Origin of the sequence: Streptomyces sp. NBC_01116 (assembly GCF_041435495.1) — a bacterium.
Taxonomy (GTDB): Bacteria; Actinomycetota; Actinomycetes; order Streptomycetales; family Streptomycetaceae; genus Streptomyces.
The window spans coordinates 5,474,232-5,496,867 of the sequence record NZ_CP108644.1 but is presented as its reverse complement, the minus strand read 5'-3'; the positions used below and the strand labels follow the sequence as shown (position 1 = coordinate 5,496,867).

Annotated in this window: 26 protein-coding genes; 12 read left to right on the top strand and 14 right to left on the bottom strand. The window is 73.4% G+C overall.

What is annotated here, in order from left to right:
* Positions 1–140: 140 nt before the first annotated feature.
* Positions 141–3,362, top strand: coding sequence for a tetratricopeptide repeat protein (locus OG245_RS24325; RefSeq protein WP_371625569.1), 3,222 nt, complete (start codon positions 141–143; stop codon positions 3,360–3,362).
* Positions 3,363–3,466: 104 nt separating this feature from the next.
* Here OG245_RS24325 and OG245_RS24320 read toward each other — a convergent pair whose 3' ends face one another.
* Both OG245_RS24320 and mca read right to left on the bottom strand, forming a co-directional pair.
* Positions 3,467–3,706, bottom strand: a complete 240-nt coding sequence (locus tag OG245_RS24320; protein ID WP_050360173.1) for a hypothetical protein — start codon at positions 3,704–3,706, stop codon at positions 3,467–3,469.
* 1 nt (position 3,707) lies between these two features.
* Entirely contained in the window at positions 3,708–4,589 is an 882-nt protein-coding gene (mca, locus tag OG245_RS24315) for a mycothiol conjugate amidase Mca (protein WP_097964890.1), read from the bottom strand.
* Positions 4,590–4,825: 236 nt separating this feature from the next.
* Here mca and OG245_RS24310 point away from each other — a divergent pair, with 236 nt between their 5' ends.
* Positions 4,826–5,242, top strand: a complete 417-nt coding sequence (locus OG245_RS24310) for a DUF4307 domain-containing protein (RefSeq protein WP_371625568.1) — start codon at positions 4,826–4,828, stop codon at positions 5,240–5,242.
* Positions 5,243–5,426: 184 nt separating this feature from the next.
* Positions 5,427–5,924: a transcription elongation factor GreA gene (gene greA / locus OG245_RS24305; protein ID WP_097870914.1), complete on the top strand. Its 498-nt coding sequence runs from the start codon at positions 5,427–5,429 to the stop codon at positions 5,922–5,924.
* Positions 5,925–6,098: 174 nt separating this feature from the next.
* Here the strand turns inward: greA and OG245_RS24300 are convergent, their stop codons facing one another.
* The 4 genes from OG245_RS24300 to ilvA form a co-directional block, all read right to left on the bottom strand.
* Positions 6,099–6,914 (bottom strand): DUF899 family protein, encoded by an 816-nt coding sequence (locus OG245_RS24300; RefSeq protein ID WP_371625567.1) that lies wholly within the window; start codon positions 6,912–6,914, stop codon positions 6,099–6,101.
* 29 nt (positions 6,915–6,943) lie between these two features.
* A complete protein-coding gene (locus OG245_RS24295) occupies positions 6,944–7,810 on the bottom strand; it encodes an ABC transporter permease (RefSeq protein ID WP_371625566.1) in 867 nt (288 codons plus the stop codon).
* On the bottom strand, positions 7,807–8,829 hold the full coding sequence (locus OG245_RS24290) for an ATP-binding cassette domain-containing protein (protein ID WP_371625565.1): 1,023 nt from the start codon (positions 8,827–8,829) through the stop codon (positions 7,807–7,809). Before OG245_RS24290 ends, OG245_RS24295 begins: the two co-directional genes overlap by 4 nt.
* Positions 8,830–9,029: 200 nt before the next feature.
* On the bottom strand, positions 9,030–10,259 hold the full coding sequence (gene ilvA, locus OG245_RS24285) for a threonine ammonia-lyase (protein WP_371625564.1): 1,230 nt from the start codon (positions 10,257–10,259) through the stop codon (positions 9,030–9,032).
* A 171-nt stretch (positions 10,260–10,430) separates the two neighbouring features.
* Here ilvA and OG245_RS24280 point away from each other — a divergent pair, with 171 nt between their 5' ends.
* A complete protein-coding gene (locus OG245_RS24280) occupies positions 10,431–10,961 on the top strand; it encodes a MarR family transcriptional regulator (RefSeq protein WP_026290210.1) in 531 nt (176 codons plus the stop codon).
* Positions 10,962–11,004: 43 nt separating this feature from the next.
* Here the strand turns inward: OG245_RS24280 and OG245_RS24275 are convergent, their stop codons facing one another.
* The 3 genes from OG245_RS24275 to OG245_RS24265 all read right to left on the bottom strand — a co-directional run bounded on the left by OG245_RS24275 (position 11,005) and on the right by OG245_RS24265 (position 12,024).
* Positions 11,005–11,271, bottom strand: coding sequence for a DUF4235 domain-containing protein (locus OG245_RS24275; RefSeq protein ID WP_371625563.1), 267 nt, complete (start codon positions 11,269–11,271; stop codon positions 11,005–11,007).
* Positions 11,268–11,780, bottom strand: coding sequence for a DUF3618 domain-containing protein (locus OG245_RS24270; RefSeq protein WP_371625562.1), 513 nt, complete (start codon positions 11,778–11,780; stop codon positions 11,268–11,270). The genes OG245_RS24275 and OG245_RS24270 overlap by 4 nt, the downstream gene beginning before the upstream one ends.
* A 70-nt stretch (positions 11,781–11,850) precedes the next feature.
* Positions 11,851–12,024, bottom strand: a complete 174-nt coding sequence (locus tag OG245_RS24265; protein ID WP_371625561.1) for a hypothetical protein — start codon at positions 12,022–12,024, stop codon at positions 11,851–11,853.
* Between the two features lie 332 nt (positions 12,025–12,356).
* On the opposite strand from OG245_RS24265, the gene OG245_RS24260 reads away from it, so the two are divergent.
* The 4 genes from OG245_RS24260 (at position 12,357) to OG245_RS24245 (ending at position 13,921) form a co-directional block, all read left to right on the top strand.
* On the top strand, positions 12,357–12,710 hold the full coding sequence (locus OG245_RS24260; protein ID WP_371625560.1) for a PRC-barrel domain-containing protein: 354 nt from the start codon (positions 12,357–12,359) through the stop codon (positions 12,708–12,710).
* A gap of 177 nt (positions 12,711–12,887) precedes the next feature.
* Positions 12,888–13,412 carry a sigma factor-like helix-turn-helix DNA-binding protein gene (locus OG245_RS24255; RefSeq protein WP_371625559.1) on the top strand — a complete coding sequence of 175 codons (525 nt, stop codon included), beginning with the start codon at positions 12,888–12,890 and terminating at the stop codon, positions 13,410–13,412.
* The gene (locus OG245_RS24250; RefSeq protein ID WP_371625558.1) at positions 13,409–13,666 is read left to right on the top strand and encodes a hypothetical protein; all 258 of its coding nucleotides are present in this window, start codon (positions 13,409–13,411) and stop codon (positions 13,664–13,666) included. The genes OG245_RS24255 and OG245_RS24250 overlap by 4 nt, the downstream gene beginning before the upstream one ends.
* Positions 13,667–13,729: 63 nt before the next feature.
* On the top strand, positions 13,730–13,921 hold the full coding sequence (locus tag OG245_RS24245; protein WP_371625557.1) for a DUF1059 domain-containing protein: 192 nt from the start codon (positions 13,730–13,732) through the stop codon (positions 13,919–13,921).
* A 95-nt stretch (positions 13,922–14,016) separates the two neighbouring features.
* On the opposite strand, the gene OG245_RS24240 is transcribed toward OG245_RS24245, so the two are convergent.
* The gene (locus OG245_RS24240) at positions 14,017–15,162 is read right to left on the bottom strand and encodes a cystathionine gamma-synthase (protein WP_371625556.1); all 1,146 of its coding nucleotides are present in this window, start codon (positions 15,160–15,162) and stop codon (positions 14,017–14,019) included.
* Between the two features lie 67 nt (positions 15,163–15,229).
* Between OG245_RS24240 and OG245_RS24235 the strand changes: the two genes are divergently transcribed.
* Positions 15,230–16,333, top strand: coding sequence for a hypothetical protein (locus tag OG245_RS24235; protein WP_371625555.1), 1,104 nt, complete (start codon positions 15,230–15,232; stop codon positions 16,331–16,333).
* Positions 16,334–16,347: 14 nt separating this feature from the next.
* Here the strand turns inward: OG245_RS24235 and OG245_RS24230 are convergent, their stop codons facing one another.
* Positions 16,348–17,559, bottom strand: coding sequence for an MFS transporter (locus tag OG245_RS24230; protein ID WP_371625554.1), 1,212 nt, complete (start codon positions 17,557–17,559; stop codon positions 16,348–16,350).
* Positions 17,560–17,657: 98 nt separating this feature from the next.
* Here OG245_RS24230 and OG245_RS24225 point away from each other — a divergent pair, with 98 nt between their 5' ends.
* Together OG245_RS24225 and msrA are read left to right on the top strand one after the other, a co-directional pair.
* Positions 17,658–18,557 (top strand): LysR family transcriptional regulator, encoded by a 900-nt coding sequence (locus OG245_RS24225; RefSeq protein ID WP_371625553.1) that lies wholly within the window; start codon positions 17,658–17,660, stop codon positions 18,555–18,557.
* Positions 18,558–18,633: 76 nt separating this feature from the next.
* Entirely contained in the window at positions 18,634–19,299 is a 666-nt protein-coding gene (gene msrA / locus OG245_RS24220) for a peptide-methionine (S)-S-oxide reductase MsrA (protein ID WP_371625552.1), read from the top strand.
* A 189-nt stretch (positions 19,300–19,488) separates the two neighbouring features.
* Here msrA and OG245_RS24215 read toward each other — a convergent pair whose 3' ends face one another.
* Entirely contained in the window at positions 19,489–20,286 is a 798-nt protein-coding gene (locus OG245_RS24215) for a TetR/AcrR family transcriptional regulator (RefSeq protein WP_371625551.1), read from the bottom strand.
* Between the two features lie 119 nt (positions 20,287–20,405).
* Between OG245_RS24215 and OG245_RS24210 the strand changes: the two genes are divergently transcribed.
* A complete protein-coding gene (locus OG245_RS24210) occupies positions 20,406–21,320 on the top strand; it encodes an alpha/beta fold hydrolase (RefSeq protein WP_371625550.1) in 915 nt (304 codons plus the stop codon).
* Between the two features lie 75 nt (positions 21,321–21,395).
* Here the strand turns inward: OG245_RS24210 and OG245_RS24205 are convergent, their stop codons facing one another.
* Positions 21,396–21,845, bottom strand: a complete 450-nt coding sequence (locus OG245_RS24205) for a helix-turn-helix domain-containing protein (RefSeq protein ID WP_371625549.1) — start codon at positions 21,843–21,845, stop codon at positions 21,396–21,398.
* Positions 21,846–21,978: 133 nt separating this feature from the next.
* Positions 21,979–22,551 carry a hypothetical protein gene (locus OG245_RS24200; RefSeq protein WP_371625548.1) on the bottom strand — a complete coding sequence of 191 codons (573 nt, stop codon included), beginning with the start codon at positions 22,549–22,551 and terminating at the stop codon, positions 21,979–21,981.
* Positions 22,552–22,636 lie beyond the last annotated feature (85 nt).

Below are 22,636 nucleotides of genomic sequence, written 5' to 3'. Positions count from 1 at the left end.
TTGACCCTCCCCTTGCCCGGCGCCCCTCGCGCCGGAGCGCGCCACGCAGGACACTTGACCCCGACGCTTGGTATCTGACGCTTGGTATCCGACGTTCCGGAACCCGAGGTCCGGAACGCGGCACTCGGAGGGGGACGCATATGCGGGACAGCCATCGGGCGGAAGCCGAGAGGCTGTTGGTGCGCGCCGTGGAGGAGGAGACGCGGCGCACCGGCGGACGGACCGATGCCGGTGCGCTGATGTCGCGGGCGCGGGCCGCGCTCGACACCATGGCCGCCAGCGCGGGCGAGGAGTACGCCGCGTACACGCAGGCACTGGACTCGGTGGCGGCGGGAGAGCGCCCGCTCTCGGAGCGGTTCAGCAGGGCGACGCTCGGAACACCCATGCTGGTGACGGGCGTTGCCGCGGCCGCCGCGTTCGGCGCGGATCTGGCGCTCGGCGCGAACACCGGCCTGGCCCTCGGTGCGGGCGCGGCCGTCGCGGTGGCCGGCACGGCGACGACGGTGGCGAAGGCGACCGCCTCGCACTGGCCCGCCGCCCACCGCCGCGCCGGAGCCGCCGGACAGCCGGGCGGGGCCGAGCAGTTGCGGCTCCAGTGGCTGACCGCCCTGGAGGTACGGGGCATCCGCCCGTACCTGGACCAGCAGCGCATGCTGACGCCGGCCGCGCGCGCCCCGAAGAAGCAGACCGCTCCGGTGGGGCGCCAGTTGCGCGGCGGGGACCGCAGCGCCGCGGCCCGCACCCGGGTGGTGCTGGAGCAGTCCTTCGGGCATCTCCCGAAGGCGGAGGGGCCGTTCACGGGGCGGCGCTCCGAGCTGGCGCAGATCGCCCAGTGGGTGCACGCGGCCCGCGCCTCCACGCAGACCCGGCCGACGGTCGTCGTGCTGCACGGCGAGCCGGGTGCGGGGCGTACGGCGCTCGCGGTGCGGGCCGCCCATGCGCTCAAGGACCAGTTCCGGGGTGCGTGCGTGGTCGACCTGCGCGGCCAGGTCGCCGGGGAGAGCCCGCTGCCGACCCGGGACGCGTTGCTGCACCTGCTGAACCGGCTGGGCGCGCCGCGCGAGCAGTTGCTGTTCCGGGAGAGCGCTTCGGCCGAGCAGCAGGTGCGGCGGCTCGGCGAGCTGTACCACCAGCACCTCACGGGGACGCCGGTCACGATCGTGCTCGACGACGCGACGGACGCCGGGCAGGTCCGCACCCTGGTGCCGGAGCGCTCGGACAGTCTGGTGATCGTCACCGCCCGGGAGCCGCTGGAGCTGCCCGAGGACCTGCCGGCCTGGGTGCACCACCTGCCGGTCGGCCCGCTGGACGCGGCGGGCGCGGAGGAGCTGCTGCGCGAGGTCGCCGAGGAAGAGGAGGCCGGGCCCTACGACTACCCGTCCACGGAGGCCGTCGTGGAGCTGTGCGGCGGGCTGCCGCTGGCGCTGCGGGTGGCGGGTTCCGCGCTGGGGGCGCGCAGTCGGCACACGCTGGCGCGGGACCTGGGCGCGTACGGCCCGGTCGATCCGGTGGAGCGGGCACTGTGGCTGCGCTACACCGACCAGGGTGATCAGGCCCGGCGGCTGCTGCGGCGGCTCGCGCTGGCGGGCCGGGCGAGCCTGGGTGCGGCGGCGGCCGCGTCGCTGCTCGCGGCGGACGAGCAGGAGGCGGAGCGGCTGCTGACCGTGCTGGCACGGGCCGGGCTGCTCACCCGCGTACGGGGGTCGCGCTACCGGCTGCACGACCTGGTGCGGGCCTTCGCGCTGGCCCGGCTGCTGGACGAGGAGGAGCCGGCCGAGCGGACGGCGGCGCAGGAGCGGCTGCTGACGAACTACGCGGAGCTGGCCGACGCGGTGATCCGGATGGTCGACGGGAAGATGTCGACGCGGGCCGGGCAGTTCGGCTCGCACGGCTTCGGTTCGCTGGACTCGGCGCTGCGCTGGCTGGACGACGAGTCGAGCTTCATCACGGCGGCGCTGCGGCACGCGGAGGGCGTCGACCAGGGCACGGTGCTGCATCTGCTGGGCGCCCTGTGCGACTACTGCCTGCTGCGCGGCGACCTGTACCGCCTGGGTGAGATCAGCGAGCTGACGCAGGCCGTGGACCAGGGGCTGCTGGAGCGCTCGGTGCAGTGGCGTACGGGCATCGCGGCCCGGCAGCTCGGCGAGCTGGACAAGGCCCGCACCACGCTGTCCTCCGTCGTCGGGCTCTACCACGAGGCGCAGAACGACGCGGGCGAGGCGCTGGCCCTCTGCTCGCTCGGCATCACCCTGCACCACCAGGGCAATCTGACGGAGGCGGCGGCCCGGCTCGGCGAGGCGCTGGCGCTCCAGTCGTCCGAGGCGCAGGCCGAGGACCGGGCCTGGACCCTGCACGCCCTGGCGGCCGTGGAGCGCGACCGGGGCGATCTGACGAGGGCGCTGGCGCTGCTGGACGACGCGCTGCGGCTGCACCGGGAGGGTGAGTCGCTGCACGGTGAGGCCTGGACGCAGTTCCAGCTGGGCCAGGTGCGGCTGCGGACGGGCGAGGTCGGCCCGGCGGAGGAGGCGCTGAGCACGGCCCTGGAGCTGTACGGGCGCACCCGCGACGGACGCGGTGAGGCGTGGGCGATCACCCAGCTGGCCCGGGCCCGGCTGGTGGACGGCGATCCGGCGGCCGCGCTGGAGCAGTTGCGGGACGCCCTGGCCCGGCACCGGGACAACGAGGACGCGCGCGGCGAGGCGTGGACCCTGTTCTATCTGGGCCAGGCCCTGGAGGAGGACGGGGACACCGATCAGGCGGTGCGTGAGCTGGAGCGGTCCCGCACGATGTTCTCGCGGATGCGGGACGTGTACGGGCTGGCGTGCGCCCGGCACCACTCGGGCCGGGTGACCCGGGACCAGCGGGCCGCGCAGACGGGCAACCTGCGCAATTCCGGGTTCGCCCGGCAGCTGCTGATGGACGCGCGGGCCGACTTCCGGCGGATCAAGGTGCCGTACGGGGAGGCGTGGGCGTGCGTGGAGCTGGCGCTGATCGACGCGGGCAACGGGCGGGCGCCGCAGGCGCTGGAGCTGTGCGGTGAGGCGGCGGAGCTGTTCGCCTCGTACGGGGACGCGCGGGGCGGCGACTGGGCCCGGTTCCTGCGCTGCACGCTGCTGCCGTACGCCTCGCCCGGGGGCAGCGAGGTGGGCACGGTGGTCGCGCAGCAGGAGCTGGCCGAGCTGATGGCGGCCCCGCACCCGGCGCGGGACGGCAAGCTGGAGCAGTCGGCGGCGGCGTTCGCGGTGGCCCTGGAGCGGGGCGTGGATCTGGAGGACGGCTGGCAGGCGTGGCGGCTCGGGCTCACCCCGGCCCGTGCCGCCGGCCAGATCATGGGCGTCCCGGCGGAGCCGGCCCGGCCGTGACGGCACGCCCGGTCACGACACGGCCGTGACCGGGCGCAGACGCGCGAACGGGCGTCCGGCAGCGGGGCCGGACGCCCTTCCCGTACGCGCGGCCTCGGCGCGGGCTACTTCCGGGGGGCGGCCGCCCCGTCGGCGACGGGCTCGGCCGCCACCGCGTCCGGGTCGGGGGCTTCCTCGAAGTTCACCCGGCCCATGTGGCGGTTCATCGACTTCATCAGGGCCCACACGCCGACGGCGAGCGCCGCGAAGACGAGGAAGCCGAGGACGCCGGGGGTGACCTTGTTCTTGTCGAGCTCTTCGGCGGCGAGCGGGACGAGGTGCGTCAGTGCCTGGGTCGCGTACATATCAGGCATTGTCGCGGATGCCCGCGAAGAGGTCGCTCTCGGGGAGGGAGGTATCGACCAGAGACTTCGCCAGCTCGTACTCCTCGGTGGGCCACACCTCGCGCTGGATGTCCATCGGGACCCGGAACCAGCCGCCCTCGGGGTCGATCTGCGTGGCGTGCGCGATGAGCGCCTTGTCGCGGATCTCGTAGAACTCGTCGCAGGGAACGTGCGTGGTCAGCGTGCGTTCCACGCGCTCGAACTCCTCCCAGCGCTCCAGCCACTCGCCGTACGGGGACTCCAGACCGCGGGCGAGGAGCGCCTCGTGCAGGGCGACGGTGCGCGGCCGGTTGAAGCCCTGGTTGTAGTAGAGCTTCCGCGGCGTCCAGACCGGGCCGAACTCGTCCTCCGGGAACCGCTCCGCGTCGGCCGCGCCGTCGAACGCGATCATCGAGATCGTGTGCGTCATGATGTGGTCGGGGTGCGGGTAGCCGCCGTTCTCGTCGTACGTGGTGATGACCTGCGGCCGGAACGCGCGGATCTTCGCCACCAGGCGCCCCGCGGCGGTCTCGGGGTCCTCCAGGGCGAAGCAGCCCTCGGGAAGCGGCGGCAGCGGGTCGCCCTCGGGCAGCCCCGAGTCGACGAAGCCGAGCCACTCCTGCTGGACGCCCAGGATCTCCCGGGCCTCGTCCATCTCCTTCTTGCGCACCTCGTGGATGTTCTTCTCGATGTACGCGTCGCCCTGGAGCTTCGGGTTGAGGATGGAGCCGCGCTCGCCTCCCGTGCAGGTCACGACCAGCACGTCCACCCCCTCGGACACGTACTTGGCCATGGTGGCCGCGCCCTTGCTCGACTCGTCGTCGGGGTGGGCGTGAACGGCCATCAGTCGCAGCTGCTCAGTCAAAGCTCGATCCTCAGTCATTGGTCGCTCTGGTCGATCCTGGGTCGTTCCGGTCGGTCCGGGTCTCCGTCGAAGTCGGTCCGGGTCTCTGTCGCGGTCGGTCCGGGTCTCTTTCTCGAGAGGCGCCGCGCCCGCGCGGCATCGGTGTGGGGCGCGGTCGGGTGACGGGCGGGCGGCTTCTATAGTGACTGAACGATGGGCCGGAAAATTCCTCGATGCCCGGTCCGGAGGGAACGATCATGACGACGGTTCGTGAGGCCCTGCCCGAGGGGCGGTACGGCCGGACCGAGGATCAGCGCGCGGACCGCAAGCTGAAGATCGTCGGATCGGTCCTGGGCGTCGCCCTGCTCGGCGTGATCGGGTGGATCGGCTTCGACTACGTGGGCGGCCAGGGCATCAGCGCCGAGATGATCAAGTTCAAGGTCGTCTCCGACACGCGGGCCGATGTCCACCTGGAGGTCCGCAAGGACCGCGAGGGCCACGGCTACTGCCTGGTGCGGGCGCTCAGCGAGGACGGCTCCGAGGTGGGCCGCAAGGAGGTCCGTTTCGACCGGGCCGAGGACCGGATCGACGAGGTCGTGACCGTGGTGACCCGGTCCAGGGCGACCGCGGTCGAGCCGATGGGCTGCACCGCCGACGACGGCCCGCAGGGCTGATTCCCTCCACACCCCCGCTGACCTGCGACGATACGGATCACATCGGCCGTGTGAGGGGTCTGCCGGTTTACCTTCTCCCCCTTTTCCTGCGGAATTGTTAGGCTCGTGGTTTCGCCCACCCGGAGAAGCACATGCTTCTGGGTAGGGCGATCCTTTGTATTCCCAGCACCGACGAGGAGCACCTGTGACCCAGACCAGCGAAAACGTCACCTGGCTCACGCAGGAGGCGTACAACCAGCTCAAGGCCGAGCTGGAGTACCTGTCTGGTCCCGCGCGCACGGAGATCGCCGTCAAGATCGCGGCGGCCCGTGAGGAGGGTGACCTCCGGGAGAACGGCGGGTACCACGCGGCCAAGGAGGAGCAGGGCAAGATGGAGCTGCGGGTGCGCCAGCTGACCCAGCTCCTGGAGCACGCGAAGGTCGGCGAGGCGCCGGCCGACGACGGCGTGGTCGAGCCCGGCATGGTCGTCACGATCGCCTTCGACGGCGATGAGAGCGACACGCTGACCTTCCTGCTCGCCTCCCGTGAGTACGCCAGCACGGAGATCGAGACGTACTCCCCGCAGTCCCCGCTCGGCCTCGGTGTGAACGGCAAGCGGACGGGCGACGACGCCGACTACGAGCTGCCGAACGGCAAGACGGCCTCGGTGAAGATCCTGGCGGCGAAGCCCTACGCCGGCTGATCCGGCCGCATCACGACGGAACGACGCGGGAGCCCCGGCCATGAGCGGCCGGGGCTCCCGTGCGTCGTGTGGGCCGTACGGCCAGGGCCGGCCCCCGATGCGGCGCGTACGCGCCGTACGCCCGGGGCTCCTGTGCCCCGTCGCCCGCGCCCGGGGCCGTTCCCGCGGGCCGGGTCAGGAGCAGTCGCCGGTGCGGCCGAGGGTCTTCTCGGGTGTCGCGCCGGGGCGGGTCCACTGCGGGGTGGGGCGGCTGGCCGGGCCCCAGCTCGCGGTCCCGTCGGCGTCGGTGCGCCAGTACCAGCAGACCTGGCCGCCCTCGCCCGGACAGCCGTCGCGGACCCGGCCGATCGCGGGCCTGCCCTCGGGCCGGTCCTCCCACGCCTCGCCGCGGCCGTAGGGCGTCAGGTCGAGCAGGCCGAAGGAGCCGTTGGCCGACTCGATCCCGCGGCCCGTCGTGGAGTAGGTGAGGAACACGCGCTCGCCGTCGCGCAGGAAGCAGGCGAGGTGCCCCATCTCGCCGCCGATCGGCGCCTCCAGGCCCCGTACCGAGTACCAGGGCTGGGTGTAGCCCATGAACGCGGTGTAGGCGGCCACCTCTTCCCAGGACCCCGTGGTCAGGACGGCGTACGAGACGCCCCGGGCGTTGAGGTAGACGGCGTCCCTCATGTGCCAGACCGCGTCGGTGCAGCCCTCGCACTGGCCCTGGTGCGGTGCGCCGTCGTACCACATGTGCTGGTAGACGACGAGCTCCCGGCGGTCCTGGAAGAGGTCCAGGAACGGGACCGGGCCCTCGGGTCCGACGACCTCGACCGTCCCGTCGACCTCCGTCATCGGCAGTCGGCGGCGGGCCGCGGCGAGCGCGTCGCCCTGGCGGGTGTGGGCCTTCTCGCGGACCAGGAGCTCGTCCCGCGCGGCCTGCCAGGCGGCCCGGTCGACGACGGGCGGGGCGCCGGACAGTTCGGCGGCCGGGCCGTCCGGTGCGGTGGTCATGGCGCCTCCCTGGTGTCGCGTGCCGGGCGTCAGACGGAGGCCGAGCGGTACTTGCGGACCGCGAGGGTGCGGAAGACCACGATGATCAGGACGGACCAGATGAGCGAGGCCCAGACGGGGTGCTCCATCGGCCAGGCCCCGGTCACGGACTTCGGCACGCCGGCGATCGTGTTGCCGAACAGCTCGCGCGCCGCCTGGACCGTGGCGCTGAACGGGTTCCACTCGGCCACGTACTGGAGGAACTTCGGCATGCCGTTGACGGGCACGAAGGCGTTCGAGATGAAGGTCAGCGGGAACAGCCAGATCAGGCCGCCCGAGGTCGCAGCCTCCGGGGTGCGCACCGAGAGCCCGATCAGGGCGCCGATCCAGGTGAACGCGTACCCGAGCAGCAGGAGCAGGGCGAAGCCCGCGAGCACCTTGCCGATGTTCTCGTGGGTGCGCCACCCGACGATCAGGGCGACGACCGCCAGCACGGCCAGCGTGATGGCCGTCTGGACCAGGTCCGCGAGCGTACGGCCGGTGAGTACGGCGCCACGCGCCATCGGCAGCGACCGGAACCGGTCGATGAGCCCCTTGTGCATGTCGTCGGCGATGCCCGCGCCCGCGCCGGCCGTGGCGAACGTGACGGTCTGCGCGAAGATGCCGGCCATCAGGAACTCCGTGTAGGCCGCCTTGCTGACGCCGGCCCCGGGAATGGCGATCGAGCCGCCGAAGACGTACGTGAACAGGACCACGAACATGACCGGCTGAATGACCCCGAAAAGGATCATTTCGGGAATTCTGGTCATGCGGATCAGATTCCGCTTGGCGACGACGAGGGAGTCCTTCACGGACTGCGTGACGCCTCCGGCGGGGCGAGGGACCAACGAGGGGGCGTCCTTGGCGATCGCGCTCACGGGGTGTCCTCCTTGCTCCGGGAGTCGCGGAAACGTTCCGCTTCCGCGCCGTCGGCCTCCTCGTCACCGTTCTCGTGCGCCTCGGCCGCATGGCCGGTGAGGGAGAGGAAGACGTCGTCCAGGGTGGGCCTGCGCAGGGCGATGTCGTCGATCTCCACGCCCTGCGCGTCCAGGTCGCGGATGATCTCGGCCAGCAGTTTGGCCCCGCCGCTGACCGGGACGGTCAGTTTCCGGGAGAGCTGGGCGACGGTGACCTCGCCCTTGCCGAGGGTGGTCAGCACGGACCGGGCGCGCTCGATCTCGTCCGGGCGGTGCACGACGACCTCGACGCGCTCGCCGCCGGTGCGGGCCTTGAGCTGGTCGGAGGTCCCGCGGGCGATGACCTTGCCGTGGTCGATGACGCAGATGTCGTGGGCGAGGCGGTCGGCCTCCTCCAGATACTGCGTGGTCAGCAGCAGGGTCGTGCCGCCCGCCACCAGATCCTCGATCACGTCCCAGAGCTGCTGCCGGTTGCGCGGGTCGAGACCGGTCGTCGGCTCGTCCATGAACATCACGGGCGGCGAGACGACGAGCGCCGCCGCGAGGTCGAGGCGCCGCCGCATACCGCCGGAGTACGTCTTCGCGGTGCGGTCGGCGGCGTCGCCGAGGTTGAACCGGTCCAGCAGGACGCCCGCCCGCGCCTTCGCGTCCCGGGCGCTCAGCTGGTAGAGCTGCCCCACCATCCGGAGGTTCTCCCGGCCGGTCAGATACTCGTCGACCGCGGCGAACTGACCGGAGAGCCCGATCGAGCGGCGTACCTCGTTGGGCTTCTTCAGTACGTCGATCCCGGCCACGAAGGCCGTGCCGCTGTCCGGGCGCAGCAGCGTGGTCAGCACCCGTACGGCGGTGGTCTTGCCCGCGCCGTTGGGCCCGAGCAGTCCGAGGACCGTGCCCTCGGGGACGTCGAGGTCGACGCCGTCGAGGGCACGTACGTCGCCGAAGGTCTTCACCAGACCTTCGGCATGGATCGCACCTGGCATGGAGGGACTCCCCCGTCACTCGCGGATGGTGTCGCCGGTGGCGGCCTTCCGGTCCGATCCTAGGATCGGTGGGCCGAAGCCGCCCGGTGAACGGGCACATCCCGGATGCCCGGCGGCACGCGACGGGACCGGCCCGCGCGGACCCATGCGTCGGGACCGCCCGCGCGGGCACATGCGAGGAGTCCGCCCGGGCGGGCTCCTCAGCCCATCACCCGGAAGCCCGCCGACCGCAGCGCCGACTCGACCTCCGCGCAGTGCTGCGGCCCCTTCGTCTCCAGGTGCAGGTCGACCTCCGCCTCGGTCAGGCCGAGGCGCGGGTCGGTGCGCACATGGCTGATGTCGAGGACGTTGGCGTCGGCCACGGTGAGCGCGGCCAGCAGGGCGGCCAGCGCTCCCGGGCGGTCGGTGAGGCGCAGCCGCAGGCTCAGGTAGCGGCCCGCGGCGGACATCCCGTGCCGCAGGATGCGCTGCATCAGCAGCGGGTCGACGTTGCCGCCGGACAGCACGGCCACCACCGGCCCCCGGAACGCCTTCGGGTCGCTGAGCAGCGCGGCCACCGGGCTGGCCCCGGCCGGTTCGACGACCAGCTTGGCGCGTTCCAGGCAGAGCAGCAGCGCGCTGGACAGCTCGTCCTCGGTGACCGTGCGGACCTCGTCGACCAGCTCCTCGATCAGCCGGTACGGTACGTCGCCGGGCCGGCCCACCTTGATGCCGTCGGCCATCGTGGCCGGGGAGTCGAGCGAGACGGGGTGCCCGGCGGCCAGGGAGGGCGGGTAGCAGGCGGCGCCCTCGGCCTGGACGCCGACGATGCGGACGTCGGGGCGCAGGGCCTTCACCGCGACGGCGACGCCCGCGGCGAAGCCGCCGCCGCCGATGCCGAGGACGATCGTGCGGACCTCGGGGCACTGCTCCAGGATCTCCAGCCCGACGGTGCCCTGGCCCGCGATGATGTCGGGGTGGTCGAAGGGGTGGATGAAGACCGCGCCGGTCTCCTCCGCGTACCGCTGGGCGGCGGCGAGGGTCTCGTCGACGACCTGGCCGTGCAGCCGCACCTCGGCCCCGTACTCCCGGGTCGCGGCGACCTTGGGCAGCGGCGCCCCGACGGGCATGAAGACCGTGGAGCGCACGCCGAGGAGGGACGAGGCCAGCGCGACGCCCTGGGCGTGGTTCCCGGCGCTGGCGGCCACCACCCCGCCCGCCCGTTCCACCGGGGTGAGGCCGGAGATCCGGACGTAGGCCCCGCGCAGCTTGAAGGAGCCGGTGCGCTGGAGGTTCTCGCACTTGAGGTGGACCGGGGCGCCGACCAGCTCGGTCAGATGCCGGCTGCCCTCCAGTGCGGTCACCCGCGCCACCCCGGACAGCATCTTCTGCGCGCCCCGGACGTCGTCGAGGATCAGGGCCGGGTGGCGGGCGGTCGCGCGGAAGCTCATGTCCGCAAGTCTTGCAGCTCCGCCCGTGCGCGGCAGACTCGTCTCATGGCGGCCCTCGGTGGTGGGCCTGCGGTGGTGTCCGCAGGTTTGTGCGGCACTGGTACGCGTTGCCCCGGGGCCGCGTACTCTGTCCCCCACCCATCCGACACCGCACGAAGAGAGCCCCCGGCCATGCCCCCTCAGGACATGACGACTGCTGCGTCTCCTTCCGGGGGCGCCGTCCCCGAACACCCGGGCCCCGACCGCCTGCTGGACTCCCTCCAGCACCAGGTGGCGGTCTTCGCCCGCCGTGCCGAGCAGACCCGCCTCGGCGGTGTCGGCCAGGTCCGCAACTCGATGGACCGGGCGGCGTACCTGCTGCTGAACCGGCTCGACCGGGAAGGTCCGATGGGCGTCAAGGCGCTGGCGGCCGGAATGGGCATCGACTCCTCGACGGTGACGCGGCAGGTCGCGCCGCTCGTCGACACCGGTCTGGTGAAGCGGACTTCGCATCCGGAGGACGGCCGGGCCGTGGTGCTCCAGCTCTCGCCGCGCGGTCAGGCCCGGCTGGAAGAGGTCCGGGCCTCGCGGCGCGAGCTGATGTCCCAGGTGACGGACGGCTGGTCGCAGGAGGAGCGGGACACGTTCTGCGCCCTGCTCACCCGTTTCAACGGGTCGTTGGCGGCCCGGCAGGCCGCGTACCAGCCGCCGCAGTCCGACTGACGGGGCGCGGGCGGCGGTCGGCCCCGGGGGCCTGCCCCCGGGGTCACGCCGGCCAGGTGCCCGTGAAGCGCCTGGTCGCCTGCGCACCCGAGCGCTCGACGGCGGCCTTGACCACGGAGAAGATCGCCCCCTGCACGGCGGCGGCGAGAAGGATCTGCCGCCACGGGCGGCCCTCGTCGAGGGCGTCGGGCGCATCGCCCTCGCCCTCGATGAGCTTCCACGTCTGCTTGAAGGCGGCGCCCGCGATCATCCCGCTGACAGCACCCAGGACCAGGCCGACCGGCCTGTAGGCGATCTTGGACGCCTTCATCGGGTGCGTCCACGGCTGCGGCGTACCAGCAGGAAGGCGACCAGCAGGGCGCTGCCCGTGAGGAGCGGGGCGCGGTGGGCGCGGACAGCCGTCGCGGCTCGCTCCGCCCCGTCCCGCAGAGGATCGGGAGCCTTCACCGCCGCGTACCGACCGGCGCGCGCCGTGCGCTCACGCAGCCGCGCGGTGACGCGCGCGGTCTCTTCCAGCACGGCGTCGGGTGTCCTGTCCTTCACCCGCCGCGCGGTCTGCTCCGTCAGGTGGCGCACACGGCCGGTTGCCGTCCCGGCCTTCCCGGCCGCCCGCTCCCTCACCGTGGCGACCGTGTCCTTGGCCTGCTCCGTGAGGTCCTTCGCCTGACCCTTGAGGTCGGCCTTCGCCTCTCCGTCGAGGTCGGCCTTCGCCGCGAGCGCCTCGACGGTCTGCCCGACCTTGTCGCGCGTTCGCTCCACCCGGTGGCGCAGTTCCTCAGGGGTGGGCGTGTCCGTGTCGTTCTGCGATGCGTCGTTCATCGGTGTGCCTTCTCCATCGGTGTGCCTTCTCCTTGGGCCCGGAGCCGGGGCCTGGGCGCCTGCGGGTGGCTCAGCGCTTGCGCGAACCGCCGATCCGGCTTCCCACGCCCGCGACGTGCAGCGCGAGGAGCGCGAGGCCGAGCAGCATCACATTGCCCGACGCGAACACGTCGTTGGTGGAAATGTCGGCGGCGTTGATGAGGAATGCGACGAAGAACAGTACTGCGGCTGCTATACCCAGCATGGGATTTACTCCTTCGATTCGTGTTCGTCCGTGTGCCCGGCATCGGGAAAGGTAAGCCTCGATACGGAACAGTCCTGGGCGCCGGAGTAAATCGACGAGGCTCGTGGACCGACATGGCGCAGGTTGCACGGCTTCCCTGAAATCGGGCGGGAAAACAACCGATTCCGTGTGCGTATGCCGGATGGTCCGGGGCAGGAGCTGACCAGCGGTTGCTGAGGCAAAGGGCGGATCGCCGGGCGGGACGGGACTGAAGAGCGAACCCGATTCGAGCGCCGCCCTGACGGCCACCCTGAATACGTTCATTCCTCATCCATACGAACGAAGGAATTTCCATGAGCGAGAACCTGTGGGGCTACCAGCCGAATGTCGGCCACACCGCCGGTACCGATCTGATCGGCTACAAGGTCGAGGCCACGGACGGCAGCATCGGCAAGGTCGACAAGCACTCCGACGATGTCACGTCCTCATATCTGGTGGTCGACACCGGCGTATGGATCTTCGGCAAGCACGTTCTGCTCCCGGCGGGCACCGTGAGCCGGATCGACAGCGACGAGAAGAAGGTCTACATCGACCTCACGAAGGACCAGGTCAAGGACTCTCCGGAATTCGACAAGGACAAGCACATCGGTGACGCGGACTTCCACCGCACGACCGGCGAGTACTACGGCCGCCACCGCCGCGTCTGACACGACGCCCGGCGGAACGGCGGGCGGGGCGGGAAGGCATGATGCCTTCCCGCCCCGCCCGCCGTTCCGCCGGTAGGCCACGAGTTCGCGGACCCGGCCCCTCTCGGGCGCGCTTCCCCGCACCCGCCGTGTCCGGGCTCTTGACCGGGGCGGTGCGCCGGGGCTCGTATGTGGTCCATGGCAGAGCGGGCTACCCACCGGGACCGGCTCCGCGCCCTGGAGTTCGAGGCCTTCGTGGCGGGCGCGGGCGGACGTCTGCTGCACACGGCGACGCTGCTCACCGGCGAACCGTCGCACCCGCCGGGCGCGTACGAGCGGGCCGAGCGACTGCTGCACGCGGCGCTCGCCCGTACGTACGCCGGCTGGGACGGGCTGCGCGGCGGTGACCCCTACGATCTGGCCCGCCGGGAGCTGGCCCTCCGGTTCGCCCGGGAGGCCCGGCGCCACCAGCGGCCGCGCGGCGGTCCGCTGGACCGGCTGACCCCGATCGAGCGGCTCGTCCTCGTCCTGCGGCTGTACGAGGAGGTCGGCGAGGAGCAGACGGCGGCGCTGCTCGGGCTGCCGGGCGACCGGGTCCGCGCGGTGTGCGCCCGGGCGGTGGCGGCGCTGCGCGCGCCGAGGCGCGCCGCCGGTCCGGGTCCGGCGGCCGCGCACCGTGCGGCCGGGCCGCGGCGGGCGCCGGGCTCCCGGGCGGCACCGTGAGCGGCGACCGCCGGGACCCGCGCGAGGAGCAGGTCCGCAGGATGCTGGACGGCCCGCACCCGGTCCTGCCGCCGGACCTGGCCGTGCGGGCGGTACGGCACGGCGGGCGCCGGCTGCGGCTGCGCCGGGCGGTGCGGCGGACGGCGGGCTGGCTGCTGGCCGTGGCGTTCGCGGCGTTCCTCGTCTGGGCCGGGGTCGAGCAGCCGTGGGAGACCGAGCCGGCGCAGGTCACTCCCCCGTTGGAGGGCTGGTGAGCCGTTGGGGTCCGGGGACGACGCGCCTACGCTGGAGGGGTCGAACGAGCCGAGGAGGCCGTGATGACCAGGAAGGTCGCGGACTGCCGCAACTATCCGAGCGAGACGAACTGCACCCTCACCATCGCCGGTGAGGAGGACGAGGTCGTCCGGGCCGCGAGCGAGCACGCCGCGTCGGTCCATGGGCACGAGAACAACCCCGCGCTGCGGGAGCAGGTCAGGGGCATGCTGGAGGACGAGAAGGTGGGCGTCTGACACCTGACGGGCGCCCACCGGTTCTTCCGGCGGGCGCCCCTCTTCACTTCTGCCGGATCAGCCCAGCTCTGCCGGATCGGCTCACCTCTGCCGGATCAGCCCAGCGCCTGGGTGAGGTCGGCGATCAGGTCGTCGCCGTTCTCGATGCCGACGGAGAGCCGCACCAGGTCGGCCGGGACCTCCAGCGGGGAGCCGGCGGCGGAGGCGTGCGTCATCCGGCCCGGGTGCTCCAGGAGGGACTCCACACCGCCGAGGGACTCGCCGAGCGTGAAGAGCTTCGCCCGGTTGCAGACCTCGACCGCCGCCTCCTCGCCGCCCGCGACGCGGAAGGACACCATGCCGCCGAAGGCCTTCATCTGCTTGGCGGCGACCTCGTGGCCGGGGTGCTCGGGCAGGCCCGGGTAGAGGACCTGGGAGACCTTGGGGTGCCGGGTCAGCAGGTCGGCGACCTTGGTGGCGTTCTCGGTGTGCCGGTCCATGCGGACGGCGAGGGTCTTGATGCCGCGCAGCACGAGCCAGGCGTCGAAGGGTCCGGCGACCGCGCCCATGGCGTTCTGGTGGTAGGCCAGTTCCTCGGCGAGTTCCGGGTCGCTGACGACGAGCGCGCCGCCGACGACGTCGGAGTGGCCGCCCATGTACTTCGTGGTGGAGTGCACGACGACGTCCGCGCCGAGCGCCAGCGGCTGCTGGAGGTAGGGCGAGGCGAAGGTGTTGTCGACGACGAGGCGGGCCCCGGCCTGCCGGGCGACCTGCGCCACGGCGGCGATGTCGGTGATGCCGAGCAGCGGGTTGGACGGGGTCTCCACCCAGACCGCCTTGGTCCGCGGGGTGAGCGCGACCCGCACGGCGGCCACGTCCGAGGTGTCGGCCACCGAGAACTCCACGCCCCACCGCGAGGCGACCTTCGCGAACAGCCGGAACGTGCCGCCGTAGGCGTCGTTCGGGATGACCACGTGGTCGCCGGGGGTCAGCAGCGTACGCAGGAGGCAGTCCTCGGCGGCGAGGCCGGAGGCGAAGGCGAGGCCGCGCCGGCCGCCTTCGAGGGCCGCGAGGTTCTCCTCCAGCGCGGTGCGGGTCGGGTTGGCGCTGCGGCTGTACTCATAGCCGCCGCGCAGCCCGCCCACGCCGTCCTGCTTGTACGTGGAGACCTGGTAGATCGGCGGAACCACCGCGCCGGTGAGGGGGTCGGCGGTGTTCCCCGCGTGGATGGCGAGGGTTTCGAAGCTGTGCTGGTCGCTCATGAGGCCCGAGCGTAGTTCGTGCGGAGGGCACTTACCGGCCACTCGCCGCGCCGGGGACAATGGGGTCATGGAGATTCTGTTGTTCCTGCTCGCGATGTGCATGTTCGCGGCGGTCATCGGCCCCTGGGTCATGCGCCGCCGGGGCGGTATCCGCCAGGTCGCCCCCGGTTCGCCGGACGCCGCCGACCCGGACACGTACGGCTTCGCCCGCCAGGAGGAGCTGGACGTCCGGATGCCGGGCCCCGACCAGGACCTCCTGGACGTGCTCGACGTCGTCCAGGGCACCCAGGACTGGCGGGCGGCCTCCCAGCTGCTCGCCGGGACGCCGAAGGAGGGCGAGGTGCGCTGGCAGCGGATCCAGGCCTTCGCGGGCGCGGCCTCCCTGGAGCTGGCGCAGCGGCCCGGGGCGGGTGGCGCATGGCTGCGGACCTGGCGCGCGGAGTCCCCGAAGGACGCGGGCGGTGCGGCGGTGCACGCGGAGTTCCTGGTGCAGCAGGCGTGGCGGTCCTCGGCGGCGGGGAGCGACGACTTCCGGATCATCCTGGAGGAGGCCCGTACGGTCTGCGGCGAGGCGGCCCTCCTCGCGCCGGGCGACCCCGTCCCGTACATCGTGGAGCTGGCGGTGGCCCGGGGGCTCGGCTACACCCCCGAGCAGTTCGACCAGCTCTGGGTGAAGATCATCGATCGGGCTCCGGCCCACATGGGCGCGCACATCGCGGCCCTGCACTTCCACACCGAGAGGTGGCACGGCTCGCGCAAGGACGCCGAGGCCTTCGCCACGGCCGCCGCCGCCCGCGCCCCGCAGGGTTCGCTGCTCGCGGCGCTGCCGCTGTTCGCGGTGTACGAGCACCTGCCGGAGGTCAACCTCGTGCAGGGCTTCTACCGGGGCCAGGTGGTCACCAAGGCGGTCGAGGGCGCGATGTTCGCGGTGCACGCGGCGCGGCCGGACGACCCGATGCTGGCCCATGTCCGCCACCTCCTGGTGCTGTTCCTGGTCCACATGGAGCGCTGGTCGGAGGCGATGCACCAACTGGTCAGGATCGACGGCCACGTGGGCGCGCTGCCGTGGACGGCGGACGCGGACCCGGCCGCGCAGTACACGGTCTACCGGGCGCTGGCGGTCGCCGGGTACGAGGCGAACGGCGGCAGCCCGGCGACGCTGCCGCACTGATCTCCGTACGGGGATCACGTCCTGGCGGACGCGGGCGCGGGGGCCCGGCCGACCGCCGTGGTCACCAGCGCACCGGCCACGAGAGCCGCGCCGGTCCCCATGACCGCCGTGACGCCGATGCCGTCCGCGACCAGCCCGCCGGCCAGCGCCCCGAGCGCGATGGCGCCGTTGAAGACCGCGACGAAGAGCGACGAGGCCGCCTCGCGCGCGTCGGGCGCGGCGAGCAGCACCCAGGTCTGGGTGGCCACCGAGACACCGCCGTAGCCGAGGCCCCAGACCGCCATCAGTACGGCCGCGAGCGCCGGGGAGCCGCCCAGCCACGGCAGAGCGGCCAGGGTGAGCGCCAGGACCGTGCCGATCACCAGCAGCGTCGTGCGCGGTGTGCGGGCGGCTCCGGCCCCGGCGAGGAAGTTCCCGGCCACGCCGGCGACCCCGTACACCAGGAGCAGGGCGCCGATCGTGCCCGCGCCGACGCCGGAGACGTCCTCCAGGACCGGCCTGACGTAGGTGTACGCGGCGAAGTGCCCGGTGACCAGGAAGCCGACGACGAGGAGACCGGTCCGCAGCCGGGGGTCGCGGGTCAGCCGGAGCACCCCGCCGAGCGGAACCGCCCGCTCGGCGGGCAGCCGGGGCAGCAGGAGCGCCGCCGCGACCAGCACCACGGCCCCGAGCCCGGCGGCCGCCAGGAACGCGGCGCGCCAGCCCGCGAGATCGCCGAGGTACGTTCCGGCGGGTACGCCCAGGACGGACGCGACGGCGATGCCGCTGAAGACCAGGGAGGTGGCGGCGCCGACGGACTTCGCCGGGACCAGGCGCACCGCGAGCCCGGCCGCGACGGCCCAGACGCCGCCCATGCCGACGCCCACCAGGACGCGGGCGACGACCATGGTCCCGAAGTCCGGCGCCCAGGCCGCACCGAGGTTGCCGACGACCAGCACCGCGACCAGCACGCACAGGGCCGTACGCCGGTCGGCGCGGCCGAGCAGCGGGACGAGGGCGGGGGCCGAGAGGGCCGCGACGAGACCGGTGATGGTGAGCGTCAGACCGGCCACGCCCTCCGGGACGCCGAGCGAGCGGCCCATCGGCGTGAGCAGCCCGACGGGCAGCATCTCGGACGTGACCACCGTGAAGGTGCCGAGCGCGAGGGCCACCACCCCCGGCCAGCCGTTGGGTGCAGGCGCCGGCCGGGCGGCCGGGGCGGTCGAGGACGAGTGAGCCTGTGTCATACCTCCAGCCAACCGGGGGCGGTGGACGGGAACAACGGCAGAACGCTCATCCTTCTATGAGCTGGACTCATCGATGCGGACCAGGGAGGCGGGAGCTCATGAGCAACCCGGAGATCCGGGAGCTGGAGGCCTTCCTCGCGCTGGCCGAGGAGCTCCACTTCGGCCGGGCCGGAGAGCGCCTCTACCTCTCCCAGAGCCGGATCAGCCAGCTGCTGCGGGCCCTGGAGAGCCGGATCGGCGGCCGGCTGGTCGACCGGACGAGCCGCCGGGTCCGGCTCACCCCGCTCGGCGAACAGCTCCACACGGGTCTGCGTCCCGCGTTCGACGCGATCGTCACGACGATCGAGGAGGTGCGGGAGGTGGCGCGGGGGCTGGGGGGCGTGTTCCGGGTCGGCTTCCAGGGCACGGCGAACGACGCGTTCCTGCGGGCGGTCACGGCCTTCCGGGACGGGCATCCCGACTGCGCCGCCGAGATCGTGGAGATCCCGCTCTCCGACCCGTTCGGCGCGGTGCACCGGGGCGAGGTGGACGCGGCGGTGGTGCTGATGCCGGTCCGGGACGACGCGCTGGTGATCGGTCCGGTCTTCTCGGCCCGGCCGCTGACCCTCGCCGTCTCCGACCGGCACCCGTACGCGCGCCGCCCCGGCATCGACGCAGAGGAGCTGGCGGGCTGCCCGCTCATCGGCGTCGCCGGGGCGGCCCCGGAGTACTGGCGGCTGGCCCAGGCCCCGGTCGTCACGCCCGGCGGCCGCGCGATCCCGGCCGGGCCCGCGGTGAGCAGCCTTCAGGAGGCGTTGGCGCTGGTGCGGGCGGACCGGGGCGCCATGCTGCTGTGCGACCCGACGGCGGACTACTACGGCAGTCACGCGGTGGCCTTCGTCCCGGTCACCGGCCTCCCGGACTCCTCGCTCGCGCTGGTGTGGCACCGGAACCACGAGACGGCCCGGACGCGTGGTTTCGCACGGGCACTGGCGGACGTGGCCGGTGCCGCCGGGTGAGCGGCCACCGCCCGGAATCCCGGCGGCCGCTCCCGTGTTGTACGTACCGAACACCGACCCCCGGAGGAGCCCCCGCATGTTCCTGAACCACCGCACCCCCGAGCTCCCCACCCCGGAGCAGGCCCTGCGCGGCCGCCCCGTCCCCGAATTCACCGTCCCCTCGCGTCACACGGTCCTCGGCAACCCCCTGGTGGGCCCGTATCCGGAGGGTCTGGAGGTGGCGGACTTCGCGCTGGGCTGCTTCTGGGGCGCCGAGCGGAAGTTCTGGCAGACCGAGGGCGTCTGGACGACGCTCGTCGGCTACCAGGGCGGCTACACGGAGAACCCCTCGTACGAGGAGGCCTGCTCGGGCCTGACCGGGCACACGGAGGCGGTACGCGTGGTCTTCGACCCGGCCGTCGTCCCGTACACGGAGCTGCTGAAGCTCTTCTGGGAGTCGCACAACCCGACCCAGGGTTTCCGCCAGGGCAACGACGTGGGCACCCAGTACCGCTCCGCGGTCTACACCCACTCCCCCGCCCAGGCCACGGCCGCCGACGCCTCCCGCGAGGCGTACCAGAAGGTCCTGACGGCGTCGGGCCACAAGGAGATCACCACGGAGATCCTCCCCGCCGAGGGCCGCCCGTTCTGGCCGGCGGAGGCGTACCACCAGCAGTACCTGGACAAGAACCCGGGCGGCTACTGCGGCATCGGCGGCACGGGCGTCTCGTGCCCGATCGGAGTGGCTCCGGCCGAGGGCTAGGGCCTTTCGTTCGGATCAGGTCGGACCAGGGAGCGGGGTCCGGTGCGTGCGGCTGCAAGGCGGAGGAGGGAGTCACTGCGGAGCATGGGCGACTGACGACAACGCCGCAGGTGCGCGTGCCGGGCCCCGCGAGCCCGACATGATCCAAACGAGAGACCCTAGTCCCGGGGTTTCCGCGCCTCCCCAGCCCTACGGCTCCCCGGCCCTACAGCTCCGCTCGCCCTGGCCCTCGCCCTGGCCCTCGCCCTCGCCCTCGCCCTCGCCCTCGCCCTCGCCGAGCATCGCCGGAAGCAGTCGCCGCAGCAGCCTGACGAACAGGGCGTCCCGGTCGGTGAGGTCGGCCGGGGGCGGTGCGCCGGCCGTGGTGAGGGCGGCGAGCAGGTGCGGGTGGCGGCCCTCGGCGGCGACGGCGGCCAGGTGGGCCGCCTGGGCGGACCGGTCGCCGGCGCCCGTCGCCCCCGTCTCGCGGCGGGCGAAGAGCACGGCCAGGCCGCCGAGGAGGCCGATGGCCTCCAGCTTCTGTCCGGCGGTGCCCGGCGCGGGGGCCAGGACCGCGAGCGCGTGGTCGAGGTAGTCGATCGCGTGCGGGCCCAGCACCTCGCCGCGCCGGTCGTTCAGATCGGCCAGCCACGGGTGCCGGACGTGCGCGTCCCTGGACTGGAGCGCCAGGCCGACGAGATCGTCCAGCCAGTCGCCGGTGGCCCCGGAGCCGCCGGTGGCCCCGGAGAGGTCCAGTTCGCCCGCGACCGCGTCCGCCATGAGGTCCAGCAGCTCGTCCCGGCTCCCCACGTAGCGGTAGAGCGAGGCGGGCCCCGTGCCCAGCCGCTGCGCGAGCGCGCGCATCGACACCGCCGCCAGGCCCTCCGCGTCGGCGAGGGCGAGGGCGGCCGCCGTGATCTGGGTGCGGCTGCGTTCGGGTGCGGGGCCGCGCGCGCCCCGCTCCGGGCGTGACCAGACGGTCGCCGGCCCGGCATCGCGATCGGCCACGGTCCGCCACCTTCCCCTCAGGTCCCCGTCCGGGGTCCGGAACTGGCTGTAGTCTAATACTGCGAACAACGTTCGCAGTATTCGTTCGCAGCATTCTCGTCCCCCCGGAGGAGCCCGCCATGACCTGGACCGAACGCCGCTTCGCCCGCAACGGTGCCGTCGAGCTCGCCCACGACCGGCTCCAGGAAGGCGCGGACGGCGAACCGCTGCTGCTGGTGATGGGCCTGGCGGTCTCCCGGCACTGGTGGCCCGGGGAGCTGTGCGCGGCCTTCGCCGACGCCGGATTCGCCGTCGCCCGCTACGACCAGCGGGACGCGGGCGAGTCCACCCGGCTGCCGAAGCGCACGGCCCGGGGCAACCCCTTCGCCGCCCTGGCCGCCGGCCGCGGTGCGGCCTACACCGCCGAGGACATGGCCGACGACGCCGTCGCCGTCATGGACGCGCTCGGCTGGGAGTCGGCCCACCTCTTCGGGCACTCGCTGGGCGGTGTCGTCGCCCAGCGCGTCGCCCTGCGTCACCCGGGCCGGGTGCGCACGCTCACCTCGTCCGCCGCGCTCCCGAGCGATGTCGGCGGGCTGGGGGCCTTCCGCCATCTGCGGCTCGGCACGCTCGCGAAGTTCGCCCGCGTCAAGCCCGCCCGGGACCGGGAGGAGCGGATCGCGGCCGGGCTCGCCGTGGCCCGGCTCGTCGCGTCGCCCGGCTACCCGTTCGACGAGGCGGAGGCCCTGGAGCGGATCACCGCCGACGTGGACACCGGCATCGCCGACCCGGACGCCCAGTCCCGCCAGATCGGGGCGCCCTGGCACGGCCCGTCCCTGGCCGAACTGCGCGTCCCCGCACTGGTGCTGCACGGCACGGACGACCCGCTGCTCAAGCCCTCCGCGGGCCGGGCCACCGCCGCCGCGATCCGGGACGCCCGGCTCGTCCTCCAGCCGGGCGTCGGCCACGACATCCCGCGCGAACGGCACACCGACGTCGCCGCCGAGGTGCGGGCCCTCGCGGACCGGGCCGCCCGGCTCGACGGCACCCCCTGACGGCCCTGCCCGGGTTCGGTGGTGACCCCGTAACGAACCTCCCGGGCCAGGTGCCCGCGTAACGAACCTCCCGGTTCAGGCGGCCAGCAGCACGCCGCCCGTCGGGCCCGACGGGCGCATCGCGCCGACCGAACCAGCCGAACCCGCCGGACCGGTCGACCGCACGGATCGCCGGCCGCCGGCCGCACCCATCGACCGGGACCGCGCGGCCGTGAGGCTGACCAGCCGCTCCCCCGCCAGCGCCAGGACGTCGGCAAGGCGCAGGCCGAGCGCCTGGGCCGCGGCGGCCAGCACCTCCGAGGAGGCCTCCTTGAGACCCCGCTCCACCTCGGAGAGATACGGCATGGAGATCCGGGCCGCCTCGGCGACGTCCTTCAACGTCCGCCCCTGGGACTGGCGTTCGCGGCGCAGCACCTCCCCGACGAGGTCGCGCCAGAGGGGCTCCCGGGGCAGTGCCGGGGAGGCCGCTGCCGGGAGCGGGCGCAGAGGGATCACGTCGGCCTGGTTCGTCACTCGGATGCTCACCGTCCCCAGCCTAGGAGCGCGACGCCGCCCCGGCACGGGTCGGGCGTTGCGCTCCGGGCAGATCTGCTGGTGGCGAAGTCGTGTGACCTACGGCCGGTGCCGGGGACGGCCGGTTCGGGGCGACCCTGCGTGCTCACCCGACGACGGCGGCACCGGCAGCCGCACCGGCACCGGCGGCTCGACGCCGGTAGTAGGCGACCGCGAGGACGATGGTGATGGGGCCCCAGGCGGCGACGGGGGTGACGCACACCGTCGCCAGCGCCTCCCAGGCGCCGTTGGCGTATTCGACGGATTCGGCGACACCGAACAGGCCGAGATGGCGACCGCCGCCGATGGGGACGGCGGTGAACACGGCGGTGAGGATCAGGCCGCCGATCACGGCGGGGACGACAGCCGCCATCGGCCGGACGCGCCTGCCCCCGATGACCGGCATCCAGGCAGGCGCCACCTCGCCCCAGCCCCGGACCAGCCCGATGGTCATGATCGCGGTCGATTCCGTCAGCACGCTGAGCCCGAGCACGTACGGAATGCTCACCCAGTAGGCGGGCATACCGCCCTCCTGGAGCTGCCCCATCTCGAAGTGCAGGGCGAAGGGCAGCCGCCACAGGCACGACGGCAGCGCGTAGGCCAGGCGCACCGCCCAGCGCGGAACGGGCCGCTCGGTGTCACTGACGGACGGGGGCCGGTGAAGGATCTTCATCGTCATGACTCCACCCTCGCGGAGCAGGCACGACGAGGAATCCCCCGCCCGAGCCAACCCGCTCCCCCGCCCGGGGGAGACCGCACCTGGC